Here is a 21,421-nt window from a genome sequence, read left to right as displayed (position 1 = left end):
AAACACGAATACTATAACCTCTTCTCTAAAAAATGTTGGCTATGTCCTTTCGGATGATCTTCAACAACACCATATTCTCGGTAGCCATGCTTTTTATAAAACTCTGGCGCTTGAAAACTAAATGAATCTAATAATATTAATCTACAACCTTTTTCCTTCGCAATATCTTCAATTTTATGTAATAGTTGACTACCATAACCATCATGACGAACTGAATCATCAACCCATAAAAAATCTATATGAAGATGATAAAAATACATCGTTCCTGTTACACCGCCAAAGATTTTCCCAGCCTCATCTTTCAGAACAAAACTTACTTGTTCCATCGGCTGTTTTGCTTCATCTGTTAAAATAGACATGTTATATTGAATGACTTTATTCTTTATATATTCTCCTTCTATGCGAGTACCATTCTCTATGCGTTTCATATATCTCTTCCTTTCAACTTAGTAAGCTACCTCTCATTTTTACTTTTCCTTTTTAAAATACTAATAAATACGAAACCACCATAAATAACAAAGCATGAAAAGCCAATTATACCTGGTACAGAAACATAGCCTATTCTTATGTAACTTATAACTGCAAAACAAGCGATAGACAGTAAAATAGATGGCCAAAATAAAAGAGCTGTTTTTCTTCGTCTCTCTTCCTTCTCAGAAACACGTGTACCAAAAAGTAATACAATACAAATGAGGATCGCTGCAAAATAAATAGTATCTAATGACAAATTGTGATCGTATAGTGCGATACCCACTTCAAGAGCAATAATCGTTACAATTAACATAATGATTGTTGATGTCTTTAAGTTTCTTTTCAATTACTCACTCCTAGCATGCTTTCACTATATTCTTTGTATATGTACTTCAAAGCTACTGCAAAAGCTTCATCTACCTCTTTATTTTCACGTCGATTAGGTAAATCTTTTCCCCCAATAACATAAAGAAACGGGAATTTGTTAAATATTCCTAACGATTACTTTTTGCAGAATAAATAGCTATCCCAACATGATCAGATTGTATCTCTTTCATTTTTTGAATGACAGTTTCCATTTTCATTCCTCATTTCATATCGTTTTATCACTTTCAATAATTCAATATAGAATGTAAAAATCCTTTTTAGCAGATTATATCGGCTACTACAATAAGAAAAAGGTAGCATGAATTACTCCTTGCTACCTAAAAGATACATGTTTACGAAAAACCTCTATTCTTCTAAAGGATTTTTAGGACCATTAAGCTCCAATTGATAAAAAGCTAAATCTAGCCATTTATTAAACTTATAACCAGCCTTTTTAATCGTCCCTGCATGAACAAATCCATAGTTTTCATGTAAAGCAATACTTTTCTCATTTTCCGCATCAATTCCAGCAATTAAAGTCATATATTCTCTTTCCCGTGCAATCGCTATCAGTTCTTTCATTAAAGATGTCCCAATTCCTCTATTTCTATATTCCTTATTAACGTATACAGAATGTTCAATTGAATATTTATAGGCAGGCCAAGCTCTAAATGGGCCAAATGTCGCAAATCCTACTATTTTATTATCTAGTTCGTGTACTAAGATTGGATAAGCTTCAGCCTTTTTTTGTCCATACCAATCGATTCTATTTTCAAGGGTTACGGGTTTATACGTATATACAGCAGTTGTATTCAGTATTGCATCATTATAAATATCTAAAATGTATAGTACATCTTTTTCCGTTGCTTCCCTTATCATCGTTTTCTTCCTTTCATATACGTTCTCTTTTTAACTACCTATTTGTTACACGAACACTAGCTTTTCGAAAGCCATCATAAATGTTTAATGCAGCAGATAAAACGTAAATAAGAATACCCCCACCAATTAGCCACTTTTTTAGTTCTTCAGGAGAAATAGTGAACACATTTGCCACAAACGTAATAAATCCATCGGTAAATATGTGCGGATTTACTACAATTATAATGAATACTATCGTTCCAACTATTTGAAGAAGAGCATTCCCGATTGCCAATCTTTTTGTCCATTGTCCCTGTACTAATTTATAAAGAGATATCGCTATTTCAAAAACAATTATCATCACAACGATTGGCCAATACTGAAGTAACACATCTTGATTAAACGTTGGCGCGACAAACTTCAATCCACTTCCCGTACCACTGTATACGCCAACGAGATGATTCGCATAAAAATAAAGTGTACCCCATATTGCCGTCCACATTAACCCTCCAAAAACTTCAAACTTGGAGATTGCTTTTTTCTTCGGAATGTACGAAATGTTTTTCAAATCATCTGGCGTCCACTTTTTTAGACTTGTCGTCAACGGCTCGGTATCTTTGTTTTTATCCGTTCTTTCTAAAATAGCAAATACAAGTGTTAACCAGAAAAATACATGGAGGGCTACTTCAAAAATTTCTCCAATGCCTTTACCTATTAATTGTAAAATAACATTTAATACTGCTTGATCACCAGTATAACTTAAAAAATTTTCTGCAACCATTGTAATGAGTGCGATAACAACTGCAATTGGAATGATCATTTTTAATAATGTCGTATATACATCAAAATAACGCGGTCCAATTAAATGCATCGGTCTATCCAAATATCCATTAGCTAATGAAACCGGACTCCCCAATTTTTCAAGAACTCTTTTTTCATCATCTTCATTATAATCATCAGGCAACATATCCTCAATTGTTGACCGTAGCTCAAGAATAATATCTTCACGATTTTTTTCAGGTAATCTCTTCGCTACTTCCTCGACATAAATATCAATTAAATTCATTCTTGTCCTCCTCCTTTAATAAGTTATAAAGTTCTTTCGAATCCTTTATCCATTCCTTTTTCAACTGTTGGAATATCTCTAATCCGTATTCACTCAAAACATAGTACTTACGAGGCCTACTCTCTGTTTTATCCCAACTACTCGTCACTAGCTCTTGCTTTTCTAACCGGCGAAGTAGTGGATATAAAGTACTTTGATCAATTGCGATTCCTGATTTCTCTAATAATTGGACAAGTGAATACCCATACTGCGGCGTTCTTAATTGACTTAAAACCGCTAATGTTAATGTACCTCTTCTTAGTTCAGTAATTAATGAATTTAATAAAGCATCCATGTGTTCACCTCATTTCCATTACTATATGTCATACAGTATGTGTTTTATACTATGTATCGTACAGTATTAGTGTGAAAAAAACAACAATATTTTACCAAAAAACGGATAATAAAAAGCACAAACTATATGATTTGTGCTTTTCTAACTAAATTATTTACTTGTAACACGCTTACCTTTGTAACTCTGGTAATATAAATTCCCCTTTTCCCTTAGGGAATGGAACAACATCTATAATTGCATCTATATTAATTGCTCCGTAAACATGCGGATATTCTTGGCCGTTAGAAGCAAGTTCATATTTTATTTCTGCTTTTACAACGGCTGGATTAATTGTAAGTAATAAAACATCTTCTTCATGAACGAAATGTTTTTGAGCAACGTTTAAAGCTTGTTCTAAAAATGAACAGTGGATAAATCTCTCTTCTATTAGTGATTTTTCATTAATTTCTCCAGTTGTTTTTGCGATTTCCCAATTTCTTTTTGTTATTACTTTTGTAATCATTATCATGTCCCCTATATTTTTATAAAATAAGATGCTTCTCTATTAAAAAACCATTTGAATTTTTACTTCTTAATTAATGGAGATGCTTCCCCGCTATGGAAAATCCATAAATCATGAAGCGACCTTGTACATCCGACATATAATAACTTCGCATCGTGTTTCGTATTTTTATAATGTTCTTCATCGACATCAATGAGTAGAACAGCATCAAATTCTAACCCTTTCGCTAAGTATACAGGTACTACCGAAATGCCCCCTTCATATTTACTTTGATCTGCTTCAATGACGTTTACAGTCAATCCTGCATTCGTTAATTTCTCATACATATCGCGGCATTCATCGTCTGTTCTTCCGATTACCGCAATTGTTTTCACATCTGCATTTTGTAGCTGTTTTAATGTCTTCAAAATTTCAGTAAACTGATCTTCTGTATGAATTACTTTTACTTCTTCTCCACTACGGAAAACTGGCATTGCAAGCCCTACAGGGATTTCTGCATTTTTTATTATCTCATTTGCGAATTCAATAATTTCTTTTGTAGAACGATAACTTCTCGTCAGTTCATAATAACCGGTTTCTTGGAAGACTTCCTTAAACGCACTCCACTCTTCAATCCCTTGATAATCATAAATCGCTTGAGATAAATCACCTAATATAGTGAAAGAGTTACCTAGTGTAATTTCTTTTAATACATAAACTTGGAATGGCGAGAAATCTTGCGCTTCATCGATAACGACGTGATGAAACTTTTGTCCAATTTCAATACCTGTGATGCGGTGATGTATGTATATTAAAGCAGATAAATCTTCTACATACACTTCTTTTTTACGACAATTCTTTTCTGTTTCTTTAACAAGTTCTTCAGGTAATACTTCGAGTATTTCCTTACTTTTTAATATTGAACTATACAGTGAAAGAGCACTCATTTTCGGCCAAAACTTCATGTAAGTGTTCAGTCTTTTAGTTGCTTCTTTTTTGAGTAATTTTTTCTCGTTTGTTTCTCCATACTTTTTCAGTTCAATTTCAATCCAGCGTTTCATTCGGCCGACTAGACGTTCTCTTCTTTTCTTTAATGGATAGTGTTTATATTCCACTTGCATCCACTTTTTAATATCTTCCACTGGAATAACAGCTTTATCCCATGCCTCAAAATTAATTGTTGGTACTAGTTCTTTTTCAATTTGAACCATTTGCTCTTCAATAAAGGACTTAAATTCTAGCGTACCTTTCAATTTACCAAGCATAACCTTTCTTTCATCACGATTAATAGAAAATGCTTCTTTCAACTTTTCTTCTGTCTGCTTCAGTTTCACCGAATCATCTAATGTACGTAATGCCCAGTCCAGAAATGTTGTTTGACTAATATTCCCTACACCTAATTCAGGAAGTACACTCGAAATATAGTCTAAAAACAGACTATTCGGAGCGAAAACAATCATTCGCTCCGCTTCTAATTGCTCACGATATTCATAAATTAAAAAAGCAAGGCGATGTAAAGCGATTGTTGTTTTACCGCTTCCTGCAACCCCTTGAATAAGTAATGGTAAGTTTCTTTCCGCACGAATAATATCATTTTGCTCCGATTGTATCGTCGAAACAATATCCTTTAGTTTATTATCTTTATTCTCACCTAATCGATATAGAAGAAAATCATCGGCATGCGAGACATCTTCATTTCCTTTTACATATGTATCAACAACACGTTCTAATTCTCTTTTTCGAATAGAGATGTTTCGCTTTAAATAAACATCACCTTCTACTAATCCGTCTGGTGATTGATAAAACGCTAATTCATCACCGCCGGTAAATGAATAAAACATACTTGCGACAGGTGCCCGCCAATCAATTACAATTGGTTTCATCGTATCTTTATCTGAAACACCTACCTTACCGATGTAGATCGGCATAACTTCTTCCTTGCCATCCTCTTGAAAATCTAATCTTCCAAAGTACGGTTCTTGTACACCAATACGTAAGTTTTGTCTATTAGACTCCCTCATACTTTCAAGAATTTGCTCTTTAAAATCATCGCCATAATAAACTGGAATTTTTTCAAGCTGTTCTAATTGATCATCCATCGTACGTAATGTATCTTTCATTTTTTGTAACTCTTCTTCAAAAATGTTGTTCATTAGATGATTCCCTCCTGTCCGTTCTAATTTTTCAGTCGAAATATAATTGTATTAAAAATCCAATTATAAAGTCAAGGACTTAATTTGTTTTTTCTGAAAAAACTTACTTTTCACCTTTCTAATATTGAAATTCAAATGATATTTTTACATGATAAGAATATATAACATCTAAAACATACAACTACACATATAATAAAGTGATTTATACAAAAGCTGCTATTTTCTATTGATAAAAGGACTTTATACTATCTAACTAAGTTCCCCTTACATACTCTCCAGCTTCTTTTCTAGATATCTATTATTTCATTTATAAAATAACTAAAATCACAAAAACAAAAATAAAAGTAAAGGAGTCTATTCAAAATGACTGCTACCAAAAGAAAACCCATTAAGTTACATTTACTTATTTTTGTGTTCATTGTATTGGCAAGTGGCTGGATTGGCGTAATTCTAGATTCTTTTCTAACAGATCAGCCTGAAGGAAACTCTTTAGGCATGGGACTGTGGCTAATATTACCTTTCCTCTCATGTATTTTCCTTAGAGTTATTAGCCGAGATTGGAATGATTTTGGTATAAAACTAAATTTGAAGGCAAACTTTAAATGGTACTTCGTTGCGATACTAATTTATCCGTTCGTTACAGTAATAACGATAAGTTTAGCACTTATTTTTGGAGTAGCTAACATAACTAGTTTTGAAATATATTCGTTATTGTCACTCATATTCATGTCTACTATTGGTAACTTTATTAAAAATATTTTTGAAGAGTTTTCATGGCGCGGTTATTTAACTCCTAAGCTCATTGAACTAAAGTTAAACGATTGGTTTATTTATATTATTTCTGGTTTAGTTTGGGCTCTTTGGCATGCCGCTTATTATTTAGTCTTTTTACCAAATGAATATTTTGAATCTATTTCAAGGTTACATATGCTTTTATCAGGCTGTATACTTATGGTTTCTTGGTCTATTATGTATGTTGAAATATATAGACTTACAAAGTCAGTATGGCCATGCGTTATCATGCATGCAATTGAAGATGCCGTTCCTACTGTTTTAGTTACAATAACAGGGATCATTACACTTACTAACAGCAGTGATTTTTGGTTAAACCCTATTAGCGGAGTCGTTGCTACTATTATATTTCTTGGAATTGGGATCGTACTAAGATCTATGAGAATAAAAAAAGAACGACAATTAAATACGAAAGATAATCAATTATTCACACTATAGAAGCAAAAAGAGTAAGGAATTAATCCTTACTCTTTTTTACTTTTATTCGATATGATAAACATTCATTTAAAGACGCTTGCTCTTTATATTTCCTCTCTTCAAAGTCATACGCTCCTCCTGGGAAAATCCCAACTATACTGAAACGAGCCTCTGCACATAAATTACTAATCTCATCTATCGTATAGCAACGTAAAGATTGTGTCACGATATCATTTGAAGAATCCTTTTCCCACCAGTGGTCCAGCATCCTAGCATTTTCACTATCATATTCATATTTTCGCATTGCAGAATAAATCGGCATTTCTTGTCCATTTGCTTTTTCCCAATATAATGGTTGATAAATATCAATAAGTGCACACCCATCATCTTTCAACCAATTATGGATTCGCTTTAATAAAACCAATTGTTCTTCATCTGTTCCCACACCAAATCCGTCTAAATAACTAACAACATCAAACTTTTCTTCAAAGTTAATTTTATAAAAGTCAGCACAATGAATCACAATGTCGTTAGTAGAATGTTCTTTAGCAAACATAACTAACTCTGGTACAAGCTCAACAGTAGTCATTTTTACATTCAAATTAGACATCGCTCTTGCAAAACCACCATTTCCAGCTCCTAGTTCTAACATCGTTTGAAATGGATATCCAATTTGTTCTTGTACTTCTTTCGCAACTTCCTTTAACCAATTTTCATTTTTTATATCATAGCTTAGTAATTCAAATTGTTTTTTATAAAATTCTTTTACATTTAATTCGTTCATTATTATTCTCCTCCTGTACGTTATTTTTCTACTACAGGTGAGAAACTAAATTTCTGATACCCATGAAAAATCCTCCTTTTGATTTCCCTATATTTACATTTTATCTAAATAATAAGAATTTTTAAAGCACCAAAAATAAAGGAGCAGATAATGGAAAATTCCACTATCTGCTCTATGGCTGCTATTATTTCCCTTGTTGATACTTCAACCAATCACCAGAAATGATAACTTTCTTTAGCATATTTTTATCTTGAGCGATATACACATATGCCTCTATTTCCCTATCACCATCAAATACTATTTGTGTGATTCGTTCATATAAATCCGTCTCTGCATTACCTGTATATTCTTCTAGTTCGTCTAACTTACGCAATATGTCATCATTTACTTCATAAACTTCTCCATACACCTTTTCTTCATTCGAATAAGTCATCGCCGGATACCCTTCGTTTGTATCAAATAATTCCCCATACGTCCATGCTTTGTCTGCAATGCATATTGCACTTTGCATATAATGAGCATTCGTTTGCTTTTTTCTTAACGTGCCATATACAAAAACGTGATGCATTAATCCCTATCTCCTTTACATGTCACTACTTTCTAATTTGTAAATAAGCACGAATCATAAAGTAACTCACTTCATTCGGAAGTTGTTCCTTTATAGATTTCAAACCACCCTCAGCATTTTGCACAGCAGTTTCAATCAGTTGTTCGTATTCTGCAGGAACAAAACTGTTCCAGTCTACTTCCATTCCATCTTCAAAACAACGAATTAAATGATTTTCAATCGTTTGTCTTGATAAGCCACGTTCTTTCGCAATTTCATCTAGATCAATACCTTGTTTATACATTTCATACGTTTCCAAATGAGAATTTGCTGACGCTTTCCCTGATTTCTTCCGCTCTGTCACCACTTCTGTTTTAATAGTTTCAGCATAGTTTGGGTTTTCCTCAATAAAGTGCTGAACTGCTTGTAAGAAATGAGAACCATACTTCACAAGTTTGTGTTCACCAATCCCTTTCACAGTTAAAAGTTCAGAATCGCTTTGCGGCATTTTTGCACACATATCTTTCAACGTTTGGTCAGAGAAAATAACGAATGGAGGTACCCCTTCTCCTTGCGCAATTTCTTTACGTACTTCGCGAAGTACTTCAAATAAAGGATGATCTTGAACGATTTGTCTTGTCTCTACTCGTTCTTTACGTAAAACATTCTCTTTACCAAGTAACACTTCTTTCCCTTTTTCTGTTACTTTTAATGTCGGATACGTACCGTGTTCAACTGCGATTAACTCATCTGAAATTAAAAACTCAATAAATTCACTGACTTCTTTTACGCTACGATTTGATAGTAAGCCATATGTTGGTAAAGTATGAAAATTAAATTCAATCACTTTCTTATTTTTCGAGCCAGTTAAAACTTGGGCAATCATTTGTTTTCCAAATCGTTGGTTTGTCCTAATCATACAAGATAAAACCATTTGCGATTCTCTCGTCACATCGATACTTTCTCGGTCGTCTGTACAATTACCGCAGCGGCCACAATCTTCTTTTGGTTCTTCTCCAAAGTATTGCAAAATAAATGATTGTAAACATTGTTCTGTATGACAGTAGTCAGTCATATTTTGCAGTTTTTCAAGTTCATTTGAAAAACGAGACTCTCCTGTCGATTGATCAATTAAAAAGCGTTGTACTTGTACATCTTGAGAAGAATAAAGCAATATACATGCACTATCTAATCCGTCACGGCCAGCACGTCCTGCTTCTTGGTAATAACTTTCCATATTTTTTGGAAGTTGATAATGGATAACGTAACGAATATTCGATTTATCAATACCCATCCCAAACGCAGATGTGGCTACCATTACACTCACTTCATCACGTAAAAAGAGTTCTTGTTGCTCATTTCGATCGTTATCACTCATACCGGCATGATATTTTGATACAGAAACTCCCGCTTTCATTAAATCCTCATACAACTGATCAACTACTTTTCTAGTAGCTGCATATATAATCCCAGATTCCTTTTGATTTTGACGAATATAATCCGCTAAATATGCATTACGATCTTGTCCTTTAATAACAGAAAATGATAAGTTCTCGCGCTCAAACGTTGTCATAATCGTGTTTTCTTGATTAATTCCAAGCGTGTTGCAAATATCATCACGAACTTGTGGTGTTGCCGTAGCAGTTAATGCTAATACGATCGGCTTTTCTGGAAGATAATCTAATATACGGTGTATATGTAAATAACTCGGACGGAAATCATGTCCCCACTGCGAAATACAGTGCGCCTCATCAATGGCAATCATCGGGATTTTCATATCGATCAGTTGGTCAACAAACTCCATTGAATCAAGTCGCTCTGGCGCTACATAAAGTAACTTATAATGGCCCTGTTTCGCTAATTGAATTCGTTGATTCGCTTCTGTACTCGAAATAGAACTATTAATATATGTAGCTGAAATACCATTTTGTACTAATGTATCTACTTGGTCTTTCATAAGTGATATTAAAGGCGATATAACTAACGTTGTTCCTTCAAATACTAATGCGGGAATTTGATAACAAATTGACTTACCACCACCTGTAGGCATAATACAGACAGTATCTTTCCCATCTAATACATTTTTAATTGTTTCATCTTGTCCTCTTCGGAATGACGAATAACCGAAATAAGACGCTAAAAGTTCTTGTGCTTTTGTAAACAAAAAAGAGTCACCTGCTTTTCTTTATCTTTCATCTACTCCTATTATATCATCTCTTATGCATCATGAAAGTGATGAATACATGACTATCAGCCTGCTTTTTCATTACTTTATGCTTCTTTACGTTTTAGAGAATGATTAGTACTATAATAAATTTTAAAATAAATACACATTTTATTAATTCTCCTTGAATACTACTAATCTTATACATATGAATTCAGGAGGTTACTATATGAAGCACCATAATATTAGTTCCATCAAACAGAAAACAGTACCGAATAAACTCCAATTCTCAAATCATGATGCGTGGAAATATGAATCATATTATAAATACCAGCCTTTATTGTCTTATAGAAAACTTTTTCACTTTCTTTCTCAACTTTTTAAACGTTAATACGTGGGCGAAATGTATCCATTCACAAAAATTTTCTCAATATAAACCTTATAGACTTTATACAATACCGTTGATATCATATGAAATATTCTGTTGGATAAACCCCTTAAGTTGACCTGCTTATATAAGCAGGTCTTTTTTGATTATCTTATATTTCAGTACACTTTTTGTTGTGCTTCTAAATCTTTTCTCCATTTTATAACCATACTCCACTCACAACAAATGGTGATAATCACAAAAGTAAACTATAAATGCTCAATATTTAATTATTCAATTCTTTTTTTCTCAATACACAAAACGATTTTCAATTGTTATTATAAAAGTACTCCAGATGAGTTTTTGCTCATCGACATTATCTAGTGAAAGGGCTCTGCCGCGGGAAGCAGGTCCTTTCACTTTATTAAAGACTCACTTTCAATTGGACACATTTACCAGGTTTTTTTAATAGAATTTTATGATAATATTACGTAGTCGAGTCCGACATCTCGGCAATACCCTTTTGAGGCTCTGCAACTTCCCTTGCAGAGCCTCTTTTACTTTATATTCATTTTATTTATATATAACGCAATAAAATTACTCATCTTTTTCCATATCATTTTTTGAAATTAATCTAGGACACGTAACTAAAAATAAATTTTCATCATACTTTGAGTTATACATGTTCAAAGGAGTGTTACTATTTATGTATTCATATTGGCAATCGTATTACTCCCCCTATCATAATCCTTATGTAAACTTTGATGTATCTGTACGTAACTACCGAATTAGTAAAAACGAGAATTTTTTAAAAGGTTACATGCGTTCTTTATGGGAACAACATGTCGCTTGGACGAGATTAGCTATTATAAGTATTGTTTTCAATTTACCTGACGTAAACGTTACTGTTGGACGGCTTCTTCAAAATGCAACACATATGGGACTATCTCTTGAACCATTCTATGGTGAAGATGCAGTGAAAAAATATAGTGCATTAATTAAAGACCACTTAGTAATTGCAGCGGATCTTGTTAAAGCCGCAAAAGCTGGTGACCAAAACGCAGCTGCCGCTATAGAGAAAAAATGGTACGCTAACGGTGATGAAATTGTAGCGTTTCTTACTAGCATCAACCCATATATACAAAAAGAAGAATTTACACAAATGTTTTATGAACATCTAGCATTAACAAAAGCAGAAGCACTGGCATTTCTAAATAAAGATTATGAAGCAGGAGTAAAATTGTACGATAAAATTGAAAAAGAAGCTTTAGAAATGTCCGACATGATAACAAACGCAATCGTACAGCAATTCCCGCAAGTATTTCAATAACAACAAGCCGGTTTGAAAAAACAAATCGGCTTGTTAAGCTTTCTATTAAGGATATTTCACCATGCTCTTTACATTTAGCTTATATCGATATATTTTATTAATATCCGTTTTTTATAGGAGGAAATAGTTTGATTAACGCCATTGGTCTCGTATTTATACTTACAAATAAACATGAGAAAAAGAAGAAAGTATATCTGAATGAAAAATTTGCATTAATAGACATTATTGATTCTAAGGAAGTAATTGATGATGAAGGGTACCCGCTAGTAGAACTAACATGTAAATACAGTATATATTTAGATGAAAAATACTACTGTAAATCTCTTGATGATTATACTGGACAAGTCTTTCCATTCTTAAGTGCTAAAATAGGAAAAGGACTTCTAAGAAACTTAAACTACTACTTTTCTTATGTTGATGCCTATGATAAGAAACCACCAGTTAAAGAAATAAGACCACTTATGAAACAAGTAACTAACAGATAGCAAAAAAAAACAAAAAAAGAAAGCATCTAACTCTGGATGTTTTCTTTTTTATTGAAAACTCATTAAATTTCATCCTCTTCTAAAAGTATGTATCCAAGCATATTTTAAATTAAAAACATTGGAGGATTAGACTGAATGAAATACTCAGAAACTATTGTAAGTAAACGACTACGAATGCTTAAAATGACGGGTATGTTTTTCATGCTAGTGTTAATAGCATGGATTGGATATACAAAATTACTTTATGAAAAAGGCTTTCTTCAAGAAAAAAAGAATTCAGTAGAAGTAATGAACACTAGCATTACAGGAGAAATAGAGCAGCTTTTTCATATCAACTTACAAGGCTATCGAAAAACGAACCTTGATGCTGTTATAGAAGCAAGTAAAACAGATCCAAGCGAACTATCCCTAATTGAACTAGTCAACAAATCCTGCTCGCGAGATTGCATAGGCGAACCAGTCACATATGTAAACTCAAACAATGGATATATCTTTTATAAGGAATCTAATGGAACTAATGTAGCTATAACAGTTAAAAAGAAAGACACATGGATAATTGTAAAGAAATCTGTTCAAGATGGAATATAATCTCCCCCAAAAAGAGTACGTATCGTACTCTTTTTTATTATTAATACCCTTCCTCTTCATGCATACAATGGCATTTCGCTTTTGTTTTACAATGACATTTTTCACACTCACACTTTGGTTTCTCTTTGCAACAACACTCGTGAAAATCATTGCGTTTACATCTACATCTCCCAAACATCAAATCATCCCAAAATTTATTACAATCTTGAAAATGTCCACAATGACAAGTATTTCTCATAAATATGCTTCCTCCTTGATAGAATTCATCATATTCTATGTTTGAAAGTATACAAAGGCTTGTTTATTAGTCTATTTTCTCCATATTATAAGTAGAGTTAAAAGATTACATAAAAATAAAAAACCGTCACATGACGGCTTTTTATTTAGCAAACTATTCTTTTGTATAAAAATATTTAAGTCCTTTAGCATCTAACCACGCTGTCGCTCGATCTAATTCATTCCCTTGGCGATATGCTGTTTCAAATCTAACTAATCCTTGTTTATCTCCATATGAGATAATACGAGATTCATACCCAAGAGCATCCATCATTCCTAACATTTCTACTACTAACGCTGTACCAAATTCATACGTAACAACTTTACTAAATTTATTCACTATAATTCCAACTCCTTCTTGTTTTGTCGATTGTTCAACAGTTTGATTAGTAAACCAAACTAACGGCTTCTTTCCCACTAACTTATTTAAATCACATTTTCCTATGCCAGCTACATTCCCTGTTTCTGTGTATTGCCAAATATCACATGGGTAGGCTGGTTTGTTACCACCATAACGAGGAATCCATACAAAATCACAATTGACATTTGCCATTCCAAATGGATCATACATATGATGAGCAATATATAAACCAACCTTCTTAGCTCCTAATCTGCGTAATTCATCAATAAAAGCTTGTGCACCCGCTCTCATATCGTTCATTGTTTTTACTTCTACGTCAGCTACCCAAACTGTTGCATTTTTATCACCACGGTTCCAAAAGTCTCTCGCCTCTATCCGTGCATCCTCTACTGAAACGAAACGACAGAACGCATAATTACCAAACGGAATATTTTTTGCTTTCATTGCTTGTACATAATTTTTATATAAAGGATCTATATAATTTGAACCATCTTGCACACGTGCAATTACAAAATCTAATTGTGGTGCTGCAATATCCCAGTTAATGTCGCCATTCCATTTCGAAATATCTACAATATAACCCATTATTTCACATCCTCTTTTTCATTATTATATTCAAAGCTTGTTTTTTTGCTATTATCATCTAATAAATAGTATGAGAAGTATTGTATTATTTAGTAATAATTTAAAATTCGGCTTATGTATTGAGAAAATAAAATATTATTACGGGTTTAATAAGTAAAGACTTACAAAGCTCTAAACTATAATCAGTAGGAGGCCACAAGCAGTGCAATTCCCAGCTAATTTCTTAGCTTCATCCGAATTTTGAGGTATGAATTTTACTGCCCATTAAAGCGGGATACACAAAACCACCTTTCTGATAGGTGGTTTTGTGTACTACTTTACATATACATTATCCATATTTATAGTTACATAATTATTAATTACTTAATATACTTGTTAGCTAAAAATAAGACAATTTTTAGTTTTTAATCAAACTAATTTTCGTTTTATCTCAAATACTCATAGTACCATTTACGTGCATCTAACCAAGCTGTAAATTTATCGATATTTCCGGACGGATAGCCATTCGTTATAGCATAACCAATGCCATCTTTCTGAACGACAATTTGTCCATCAATACCCGCATCAACCATCGCCTGAGCCAAAGCTTGTAAATTGCTAAATGCTACACCACCAGTTTTTACTTTGAGCAAGTCCGTTGCACCTCCTCCAGTTTGTCCTGTAAGAGCAAATACAATAGAATTAGCGATTTTATCAACATTCCATTTTGCCATGTCGGATTCATTATCAATAAATCCTAATTCAATAAGAATAGCCGGTGCCTTCGTTCCATTTAATACCGCTAAATCTGTACGTTGTTTCGCACCTCGATCACGCCATCCAATATCTTTTGCTAGTTGAGCTGATATTTTAGCCGCCAAATCTTTCTGATCATAATACAAAACCTCAACACCCTGTCCATTTCCATCACTTGCATTAAGATGAAAAGAAATAACTAAATCCACAGCATGGGAATTGCTATTCCGAATGATATTATTTAAATTTTGTGATTGAGTTGTCCCTACCTCGTCCGTATCGTCATAAACCGTGTGTCCTAGGGATCTTAACTTAGCCGCCACAGCATCTTTAACTTGCCTATCTAGAACATGTTCTTTCCGATTCCCAAAATTAGCACCTTGAACAATACTATTGTGTCCTCCGTGCAAACTATATCTGGCCATTATTTATCAACATCTCCTTTCTTAATATCATATTCAAAACTTGTCTTATTGCTATTCCCACTTACAATCTTAACTGTACCCATACATCCTACATTTTCTAAAAGTGAAGGCAATTCGTTTTCGTTATAAAAAGTGGTGACACGAACAAAAAGCATCACCTTTTTGGCGATGCTTAAAAACTCTATTTTACGTTTTAGCTCCCTAAATACAGTTTAAGATCATGGTGACCGAAACTATACTTATATTTCCTCCTCTTCCTTCACTGCCCCTTTTAACCTCTGCAACATATACCCAATCCCTTTACATCCTTCTAACGGATATGTAATCATTTCTTCTGGATATAGCTTTGTTACTACTTTTTTATGCTTTTTCCCTGCAAGTAAGACGATTTCGTCAAACTGTAGTAAACTTTTATCTACCATCTGTTTTTGTAATTGCTCTATACTTATTACCTTATCGCTCTTTGAATCAAACGCAAGATCATAGTTTTCTAGTACAATATCATTTGGCCTTAAAAATCCATGCTTCGCCGATAATATAACCCAACTCTCAAAAAACATTGTTGCATATGCCTGACATGCTTTTCCGAACGGGCTAATATATACATCTTTTGCCTCCATCGGTCCGTAATCAGGATACTTATCCCAAATTTTCTTCTTTCCGCATGGAATTATGCATAACCTTCTCATCGTTTTTACTTACCTCACTTCTAACTTTTTAAATATAAAAATAGAGAATTCTCTACTTCTTCATACTCAGCTTCTATCTCTCCAATCCCCACTACGTTCCAACCATTTTTTGTTTCTATCGGTTTTTCATTCATTATAATATGAACTTGTGTCATATTTTTAAAATCTTCTTCAAATGATGCTAAAACAGGCTGATTTATCATATATGTTTTATTATGTATACTTACACTTAAAAATGTTTTATGTAATACTTTATTTCCGTTTAACTTTACATTCATTGGATTAAACGAATTTAATTTTATATCCCCTACAATATACAGATCATACCCTTCTTCACCATAGAATTGCTTAATCTCCTTATCTCTTTCGTTTTGAACAAAATGAAGGATTTGCTTCGTTTCTTTACTTATTGTAATTTCATTATTTAAACTCAAATCCACATTTATATTTTGTTTTAAAAAAGCATATAACGATTTATCACTATTAAAGAAACTTATTTTCCATTCAGGGAGGATTTCATCTAATAATAAACATAAAAGCATTCCTGAACTATAGCAGCTCTTTCTCATGTTACAATTAGCATCATATACATCTAAAATGAGGCCGCTATATTTTCGTAATGTGTCGCTTTCATCACTTTTACATACTGCATTGTAGGCATTCATTTCAACATACCAAGCAGGCCCCTCTATACTTTCAACCATATACTCATATGTTATAAAAGCTTCTCCCATAACACTAACTCTTTGCTCTCTTAATTCAATAAATTGCTTAATATAATTATTTTTCTCAGCTTGTGACTTGCAATGAACCGCATCATATAAACAAATTCGTTCTTTATTTCGCAATTGTATATTTTCTTCTATTATAGGATATTGAAATCCTAGAGATTCATTTGGAAATCTACTTTCTTTATTCAAATATTGATAGCAATGAAAAAGTTCATGCACCACAATCGCAAGTAAACTTGCATAATCTTTATATCTATTCATATTTACGATGGCAGTTGGATAATCTTTGAATAGAATGCAAGTATCACCTTTAAATTGTTCCTCCCACTTTAAAACTCTATACTCATCATTATCTTTCAAAAATAGAGGATGATGAAATACATACACATGTTCATCATCATATAATGCAAATGCAGCCCTCTTAAAACCAGGCCATAGCCCATTTAATAAATCCATATTTACTTCTTTTTTTATTTGGTTTAGTATATTGTTCATTATATGTAACACCCCTATATCATTCTACATACACCTATTCTATTCCACTTAAAAACAACCCTTTTATTTACATAATTATTAGAAAAACATATATTTTATCTCAAACTATAATGTATTATACAAATATACATGTGATGATTTTATGAAAAGGAGGTGAACAAATGAAAAATATAACCCCTGCACTAGTACTTTATATTATTGTTTGCATAATCGCTATGATTGCTCCATCATCCCAAGGCTATAATCATATTGGCTGGAAATTGTTTGTTGGGCAAGCGTATGCCCTACCTATTTTCCTAATTACAGCTATTATTACATTTTATATAAACAAGAAAAAATCTACGAATAAACAGTTATAAGGATAGCGAATGCTATCCTTATTTTAATTCATTGATTAAATCCAAAATAACACTTGCAGTACTTTCTATCCTTTCTTCCGAAAAATCAAACGTGACACCTGTTTTTTCATATATTTCTTGTATAGATAAATTCCAATCTGCACTCGCACCTTCTTTAAAGAAAGCAATCGCTTTTTCTGGGTCTTCCCGGTAAATTTGAAACAATTGCATTGCTCCTATTTGTGCAATTGCATATTCAATTTTATAAAAAGGAAACTGAACATAGTGAAATGACTCTATCCAACTTGCACCAATTTCATCCTCTAATCCTGCAATGTCGACTGTTGAATATTGATATCTTTTGCATATTTCGGCGTATTTCTTATCACGTTCTTCTGGTGTATGGTTTGGATTCTCATAGATCCAGTGCTGGAATACATCTCCCGCAATTGACGACATTAATAAAGACAAAACACGATATATTTGTACGCGTTGCACTTCTTTATATTCATCCTCTTGCTTATAAAAAACATTCAGCTTATCCATTACTAATAACTCAAGACTGAGGGAATAAAGTTCAGCCACCTCTTCGCGCAGATATCTTTCCTGCATACTACTATCGTTTTTAAATTGTTTATAAAAATGAAATGCATGCCCCACTTCATGTATAAGTGCATTAATTGCATAAAATGAAGGACTAAAATTAGAATACACAAAAACCTCTTTACTATGAGGCAAGGTAAAACAAATAGCTCCTGGTGCTTTATTTTCACGTTCTTCTACGTCAATGCATCCAGCTTTCCTTATATGAATAAATTTCTCATAAAAATATAAATCTGTCGTCCGAAACATTTCTTCCACCCCATCCAATAAATTAATAGCATTTTGGAATGGGGCTTTTGGTAAATTACATGGAGAAAGATCCCAAGGGCGATACGTTTTTACATCGAGATTCTTTTTAGAAATACTTCCTAACTGTTTCCAAATTGGTACAACATACTTTTCTATAGATTCATGGAGCTTATAGCAATCACTGTAATCTCTGTTTTTTTGTTTAAAAGCATATTCACTATAATTATTAAACCCTGCATTTAAAGCTATCTCATTCCGCAATTGTATAAGTTCATTCATAATACGATCCACTTCTGGTTTCACTACACTCCTTGCTTCACATAAAGCGTACCAAGCTTTTTCGCGAATAGCTCTATTTGGGTTATCTAGCTTTGCTTTAACGTGTGCATACGTCTTTTGCTCGCCTTCCCAATTAATTGTTATGTTAGACATTATTTCTCTATACTTCGTAATGCACTCTTGCCCTTTAATAGAAAGAGCAATGTTTTTTTCATTAAACATTTTACTCTTTACAAATCTTGCTTTTTTCATAAATCCATATTTTCGCTCGTCTAATAAGTCAGAAAACGGACACTCTATAAATTTTTGGTCAAACTTTGCATTGTATCTTTTTAAAAGTGGTTGAATTGTATTTTGATTATACATATGTAAATCACGCATATTTCTGTTATCTGTATCTCTATACGTGGCGATTAAACTACTTGTTATCTTCTCTTCTATTTCAGCGTTTACACGCAATTCATCGAAAAGCCAATTTTCTAATTCTAAAACAGAAGTAATATTTCGCTCTAAAAGTGACTGTAATTTACTCTCCAAATCATTAAACATACGCAACTCTCCTTTTAAAATTCTAATTTTCTGTTTTTTAGAGAAAGAAAAAGACAAGTAGCCAATCTGACTACTTGTCTTTTTGTTAAATCATACTCAATAATATTAAGCTTGGAATGCTTCTGTTAATACTGGTACGATTTGTTTTTTACGAGATACTACACCTTTTAATGTAGCAGTATTGTTTTCTAGGGATACATTGTATGCTTTCTCAACAACGTTTGCTGCTTTACCGATTGCAAGACCGACAGAATCGTTAGTTAAGATATCAGTTACAACAAATAAGAATAGGTCTAAACCTTTTTCTTCTACTACTGCAGAGATAACTTTTTCAAGTTCTGCTTGGTGTACAAGAACGTCGTTCGTATCAACAGCGTTTACTTGTGCAATTTCAACTTTCGCATTACCCATTTGGAATTCTTTAGCGTCAAGAGAGATTAATTGCTCCATTGTTTTTCCGCTTAAGTCAGCACCAGCTTTTAACATTTCTAAGCCGTATTTATCAGCATCTACACCAGCGATTTCCGCTAATTCACGAGCTGCTGCTACGTCTTGCTCTGTGCAAGTTGGAGATTTGAATAGTAAAGAATCTGAAATGATTGCAGATAACATTAAACCTGCAACTTCTTTACGAATTGTAATGCCGTTTTCTTTGTACATCTTGTTTAAAATTGTAGCTGTACAACCAACTGGCTCACAACGGTAGTAAATAGGATCGCTTGTTTCAAAGTTAGCAATACGGTGATGGTCAATAACTTCTAACACACGAACAGATTCGATATCGTTAGCACTTTGTTGACGCTCGTTATGGTCAACTAAAATAACGTTGTCCACTTCGTTTGCTACTGTCTCAACAAAACGCGGTCCTTCTACTTTAAAATAGTCTAACGCAAATTGAGTTTCACCGCTGATTTCGCCTAAACGTACAGGCTCAGCATTCATTCCTAATTCTTTTTTCAATTCTGCATAAGCAATTGCAGAACAAATTGCATCTGTATCTGGGTTTTTATGCCCGAAAACTAGTACTTTTTCCATGTTTTCCACCTCTTCATGAAAAGGATATCTTAAAGAAGCAAATATGACAATATTTAAAGCATAATTTTTTATAAATAATTGCACTTTCTTCTATATTTTTCATCGTTTTTTATAAAAAAGATCATCTAAAGTGAATTAGATGATCGAAATGTATACTTTATTTAAAATAATGTAGGAACTTGCACTACATGATTTAGCACGTTATTTGATGCTAAACCGTTATTTACAAGGTTAACATCTATAACTTGATAAAATGCATTTCCAGTATCCGCTATTTCCCACACAGCTAAAATAAGGTGATATCCATTTCTATCAGTGGGCACATTTGCTTCATGTGTTACAGAAGTTCCAGGTCTAGCTCCTCCATCATTTTTCACATAGAAAGGCACTAAATCTAAATCAGATCGTGATAGTGGTTTATTTGGATTCCAATCTTTTTTCGTAATATAATATTTCCATTCTTTCGTACTATGAGGTGCGGTTAGTTTCCACTTAAATGTATTCGTCCCGCCGTTTAACGTAACTTTTTTCCACCTATCAACTGTTTGAACGTCTAAAGCAGGGAAATGGCCAGCTCCTGCGATTTGTCCATCAGAAGGTCCTAATTGCGGGAATCCACCTATTCCTTCTACACTTTGCGGCTCATATTGAATCGGACCACAATTTACATTTACCCCTTGCTTACATAAATAAGAACGGCTCGCTGGTGATTCTACGTATCCATGAGCTGAAGCTTTTTCTGAAAAGCCGAATGTTAACAATCCTGTAAGTAATATCCCACCACTTAATATAACTTTCTTCACCTTCTGTAAACCTTTCGTTTTCATCTCGTCATCCCCTTTCCCATAATAAAGCGAAAATAACTATA

Annotated in this window: 22 protein-coding genes and 1 pseudogene; 5 read left to right on the top strand and 18 right to left on the bottom strand. The window is 33.1% G+C overall.

The window, feature by feature from the left end:
- Positions 1-11: 11 nt before the first annotated feature.
- The 8 genes and pseudogenes from MR147_RS06075 to MR147_RS06045 all read right to left on the bottom strand — a co-directional run bounded on the left by MR147_RS06075 (position 12) and on the right by MR147_RS06045 (position 5,729).
- Positions 12-428, bottom strand: a complete 417-nt coding sequence (locus MR147_RS06075; RefSeq protein ID WP_044792169.1) for a GNAT family N-acetyltransferase — start codon at positions 426-428, stop codon at positions 12-14.
- A 26-nt stretch (positions 429-454) separates the two neighbouring features.
- Positions 455-817: a hypothetical protein gene (locus MR147_RS06070; RefSeq protein WP_242303801.1), complete on the bottom strand. Its 363-nt coding sequence runs from the start codon at positions 815-817 to the stop codon at positions 455-457.
- A pseudogene (locus MR147_RS27340) lies at positions 814-969 on the bottom strand (serine hydrolase); the annotation flags it as partial. The gene MR147_RS06070 and the pseudogene MR147_RS27340, both read right to left, overlap by 4 nt.
- A gap of 234 nt (positions 970-1,203) precedes the next feature.
- Complete coding sequence (locus MR147_RS06065) at positions 1,204-1,716, bottom strand: GNAT family N-acetyltransferase (protein WP_242303800.1); 513 nt, start codon at positions 1,714-1,716, stop codon at positions 1,204-1,206.
- 34 nt (positions 1,717-1,750) lie between these two features.
- Entirely contained in the window at positions 1,751-2,761 is a 1,011-nt protein-coding gene (locus MR147_RS06060) for an HAAS signaling domain-containing protein (protein ID WP_242303799.1), read from the bottom strand.
- Complete coding sequence (locus MR147_RS06055) at positions 2,748-3,095, bottom strand: PadR family transcriptional regulator (protein WP_074608623.1); 348 nt, start codon at positions 3,093-3,095, stop codon at positions 2,748-2,750. The genes MR147_RS06060 and MR147_RS06055 overlap by 14 nt, the downstream gene beginning before the upstream one ends.
- A 169-nt stretch (positions 3,096-3,264) precedes the next feature.
- Entirely contained in the window at positions 3,265-3,597 is a 333-nt protein-coding gene (locus MR147_RS06050; RefSeq protein ID WP_242303798.1) for a DUF952 domain-containing protein, read from the bottom strand.
- 62 nt (positions 3,598-3,659) lie between these two features.
- Positions 3,660-5,729 (bottom strand): HelD family protein, encoded by a 2,070-nt coding sequence (locus MR147_RS06045; protein ID WP_074608620.1) that lies wholly within the window; start codon positions 5,727-5,729, stop codon positions 3,660-3,662.
- A gap of 363 nt (positions 5,730-6,092) precedes the next feature.
- Between MR147_RS06045 and MR147_RS06040 the strand changes: the two genes are divergently transcribed.
- A complete protein-coding gene (locus MR147_RS06040; RefSeq protein ID WP_074608618.1) occupies positions 6,093-6,959 on the top strand; it encodes a CPBP family glutamic-type intramembrane protease in 867 nt (288 codons plus the stop codon).
- A 19-nt stretch (positions 6,960-6,978) separates the two neighbouring features.
- Here MR147_RS06040 and MR147_RS06035 read toward each other — a convergent pair whose 3' ends face one another.
- From MR147_RS06035 to recQ, 3 genes are all read right to left on the bottom strand, one after another.
- Entirely contained in the window at positions 6,979-7,722 is a 744-nt protein-coding gene (locus MR147_RS06035) for a class I SAM-dependent methyltransferase (RefSeq protein ID WP_001004298.1), read from the bottom strand.
- Positions 7,723-7,906: 184 nt separating this feature from the next.
- Positions 7,907-8,290: a gamma-glutamylcyclotransferase family protein gene (locus tag MR147_RS06030; RefSeq protein ID WP_076870772.1), complete on the bottom strand. Its 384-nt coding sequence runs from the start codon at positions 8,288-8,290 to the stop codon at positions 7,907-7,909.
- Between the two features lie 25 nt (positions 8,291-8,315).
- Positions 8,316-10,433, bottom strand: coding sequence for a DNA helicase RecQ (gene recQ / locus MR147_RS06025; RefSeq protein ID WP_242303797.1), 2,118 nt, complete (start codon positions 10,431-10,433; stop codon positions 8,316-8,318).
- A 1,073-nt stretch (positions 10,434-11,506) separates the two neighbouring features.
- Here recQ and MR147_RS06020 point away from each other — a divergent pair.
- From MR147_RS06020 to MR147_RS06010, 3 genes are all read left to right on the top strand, one after another.
- Positions 11,507-12,130, top strand: a complete 624-nt coding sequence (locus MR147_RS06020) for an acetylglutamate kinase (protein ID WP_242303796.1) — start codon at positions 11,507-11,509, stop codon at positions 12,128-12,130.
- A 128-nt stretch (positions 12,131-12,258) separates the two neighbouring features.
- Positions 12,259-12,615 (top strand): cytoplasmic protein, encoded by a 357-nt coding sequence (locus MR147_RS06015; RefSeq protein WP_242303795.1) that lies wholly within the window; start codon positions 12,259-12,261, stop codon positions 12,613-12,615.
- 135 nt (positions 12,616-12,750) lie between these two features.
- Positions 12,751-13,203 (top strand): hypothetical protein, encoded by a 453-nt coding sequence (locus tag MR147_RS06010; RefSeq protein WP_074608608.1) that lies wholly within the window; start codon positions 12,751-12,753, stop codon positions 13,201-13,203.
- A gap of 391 nt (positions 13,204-13,594) precedes the next feature.
- On the opposite strand, the gene MR147_RS06000 is transcribed toward MR147_RS06010, so the two are convergent.
- The 4 genes from MR147_RS06000 to MR147_RS05985 form a co-directional block, all read right to left on the bottom strand.
- On the bottom strand, positions 13,595-14,425 hold the full coding sequence (locus MR147_RS06000) for a GH25 family lysozyme (protein WP_242303793.1): 831 nt from the start codon (positions 14,423-14,425) through the stop codon (positions 13,595-13,597).
- A 425-nt stretch (positions 14,426-14,850) separates the two neighbouring features.
- The gene (locus MR147_RS05995; protein ID WP_000135293.1) at positions 14,851-15,585 is read right to left on the bottom strand and encodes an N-acetylmuramoyl-L-alanine amidase; all 735 of its coding nucleotides are present in this window, start codon (positions 15,583-15,585) and stop codon (positions 14,851-14,853) included.
- Positions 15,586-15,824: 239 nt separating this feature from the next.
- Positions 15,825-16,274 carry a DUF6884 domain-containing protein gene (locus MR147_RS05990; RefSeq protein WP_074608604.1) on the bottom strand — a complete coding sequence of 150 codons (450 nt, stop codon included), beginning with the start codon at positions 16,272-16,274 and terminating at the stop codon, positions 15,825-15,827.
- A 20-nt stretch (positions 16,275-16,294) separates the two neighbouring features.
- Complete coding sequence (locus tag MR147_RS05985) at positions 16,295-17,500, bottom strand: peptide ABC transporter permease (protein ID WP_242303792.1); 1,206 nt, start codon at positions 17,498-17,500, stop codon at positions 16,295-16,297.
- Between the two features lie 161 nt (positions 17,501-17,661).
- On the opposite strand from MR147_RS05985, the gene MR147_RS05980 reads away from it, so the two are divergent.
- Positions 17,662-17,859 carry a DUF4017 family protein gene (locus MR147_RS05980; RefSeq protein WP_000790449.1) on the top strand — a complete coding sequence of 66 codons (198 nt, stop codon included), beginning with the start codon at positions 17,662-17,664 and terminating at the stop codon, positions 17,857-17,859.
- A gap of 18 nt (positions 17,860-17,877) precedes the next feature.
- Here the strand turns inward: MR147_RS05980 and MR147_RS05975 are convergent, their stop codons facing one another.
- The 3 genes from MR147_RS05975 to MR147_RS05965 all read right to left on the bottom strand — a co-directional run bounded on the left by MR147_RS05975 (position 17,878) and on the right by MR147_RS05965 (position 21,380).
- Complete coding sequence (locus MR147_RS05975) at positions 17,878-19,518, bottom strand: M3 family oligoendopeptidase (protein WP_242303791.1); 1,641 nt, start codon at positions 19,516-19,518, stop codon at positions 17,878-17,880.
- Between the two features lie 105 nt (positions 19,519-19,623).
- Positions 19,624-20,553, bottom strand: coding sequence for a manganese-dependent inorganic pyrophosphatase (ppaC, locus tag MR147_RS05970; protein WP_000416844.1), 930 nt, complete (start codon positions 20,551-20,553; stop codon positions 19,624-19,626).
- A 161-nt stretch (positions 20,554-20,714) separates the two neighbouring features.
- Positions 20,715-21,380 carry a lytic polysaccharide monooxygenase gene (locus MR147_RS05965; RefSeq protein ID WP_000850061.1) on the bottom strand — a complete coding sequence of 222 codons (666 nt, stop codon included), beginning with the start codon at positions 21,378-21,380 and terminating at the stop codon, positions 20,715-20,717.
- Between the last annotated feature and the right edge of the window lie 41 nt (positions 21,381-21,421).

The organism is Bacillus cereus group sp. BfR-BA-01350 (assembly GCF_022663775.1).
Taxonomy (GTDB): Bacteria; Bacillota; Bacilli; order Bacillales; family Bacillaceae_G; genus Bacillus_A; species Bacillus_A paranthracis.
This window is presented reverse-complemented; position numbering and strand designations above follow the sequence as displayed.

Bases quoted from the DNA above. Each gene is read 5' to 3' on its own strand.
- MR147_RS05995 (WP_000135293.1), bottom strand. From the start codon at position 15,585: ATGGCCAGATATAGTTTGCACGGAGGACACAATAGTATTGTTCAAGGT.
- MR147_RS05985 (WP_242303792.1), bottom strand. From the start codon at position 17,500: ATGAACAATATACTAAACCAAATAAAAAAAGAAGTAAATATGGATTTA.
- MR147_RS06010 (WP_074608608.1), top strand. From the start codon at position 12,751: ATGAAATACTCAGAAACTATTGTAAGTAAACGACTACGAATGCTTAAA.
- MR147_RS06035 (WP_001004298.1), bottom strand. From the start codon at position 7,722: ATGAACGAATTAAATGTAAAAGAATTTTATAAAAAACAATTTGAATTA.
- MR147_RS05975 (WP_242303791.1), bottom strand. From the start codon at position 19,518: ATGTTTAATGATTTGGAGAGTAAATTACAGTCACTTTTAGAGCGAAAT.
- MR147_RS05965 (WP_000850061.1), bottom strand. From the start codon at position 21,380: ATGAAAACGAAAGGTTTACAGAAGGTGAAGAAAGTTATATTAAGTGGT.
- ppaC (WP_000416844.1), bottom strand. From the start codon at position 20,553: ATGGAAAAAGTACTAGTTTTCGGGCATAAAAACCCAGATACAGATGCA.
- MR147_RS05980 (WP_000790449.1), top strand. From the start codon at position 17,662: ATGAAAAATATAACCCCTGCACTAGTACTTTATATTATTGTTTGCATA.
- MR147_RS06065 (WP_242303800.1), bottom strand. From the start codon at position 1,716: ATGATAAGGGAAGCAACGGAAAAAGATGTACTATACATTTTAGATATT.
- MR147_RS06040 (WP_074608618.1), top strand. From the start codon at position 6,093: ATGACTGCTACCAAAAGAAAACCCATTAAGTTACATTTACTTATTTTT.
- MR147_RS06030 (WP_076870772.1), bottom strand. From the start codon at position 8,290: ATGCATCACGTTTTTGTATATGGCACGTTAAGAAAAAAGCAAACGAAT.
- MR147_RS06045 (WP_074608620.1), bottom strand. From the start codon at position 5,729: ATGAACAACATTTTTGAAGAAGAGTTACAAAAAATGAAAGATACATTA.
- MR147_RS06050 (WP_242303798.1), bottom strand. From the start codon at position 3,597: ATGATTACAAAAGTAATAACAAAAAGAAATTGGGAAATCGCAAAAACA.
- MR147_RS05990 (WP_074608604.1), bottom strand. From the start codon at position 16,274: ATGAGAAGGTTATGCATAATTCCATGCGGAAAGAAGAAAATTTGGGAT.
- MR147_RS06075 (WP_044792169.1), bottom strand. From the start codon at position 428: ATGAAACGCATAGAGAATGGTACTCGCATAGAAGGAGAATATATAAAG.
- MR147_RS06060 (WP_242303799.1), bottom strand. From the start codon at position 2,761: ATGAATTTAATTGATATTTATGTCGAGGAAGTAGCGAAGAGATTACCT.
- MR147_RS06055 (WP_074608623.1), bottom strand. From the start codon at position 3,095: ATGGATGCTTTATTAAATTCATTAATTACTGAACTAAGAAGAGGTACA.
- MR147_RS06020 (WP_242303796.1), top strand. From the start codon at position 11,507: ATGTATTCATATTGGCAATCGTATTACTCCCCCTATCATAATCCTTAT.
- MR147_RS06000 (WP_242303793.1), bottom strand. From the start codon at position 14,425: ATGGGTTATATTGTAGATATTTCGAAATGGAATGGCGACATTAACTGG.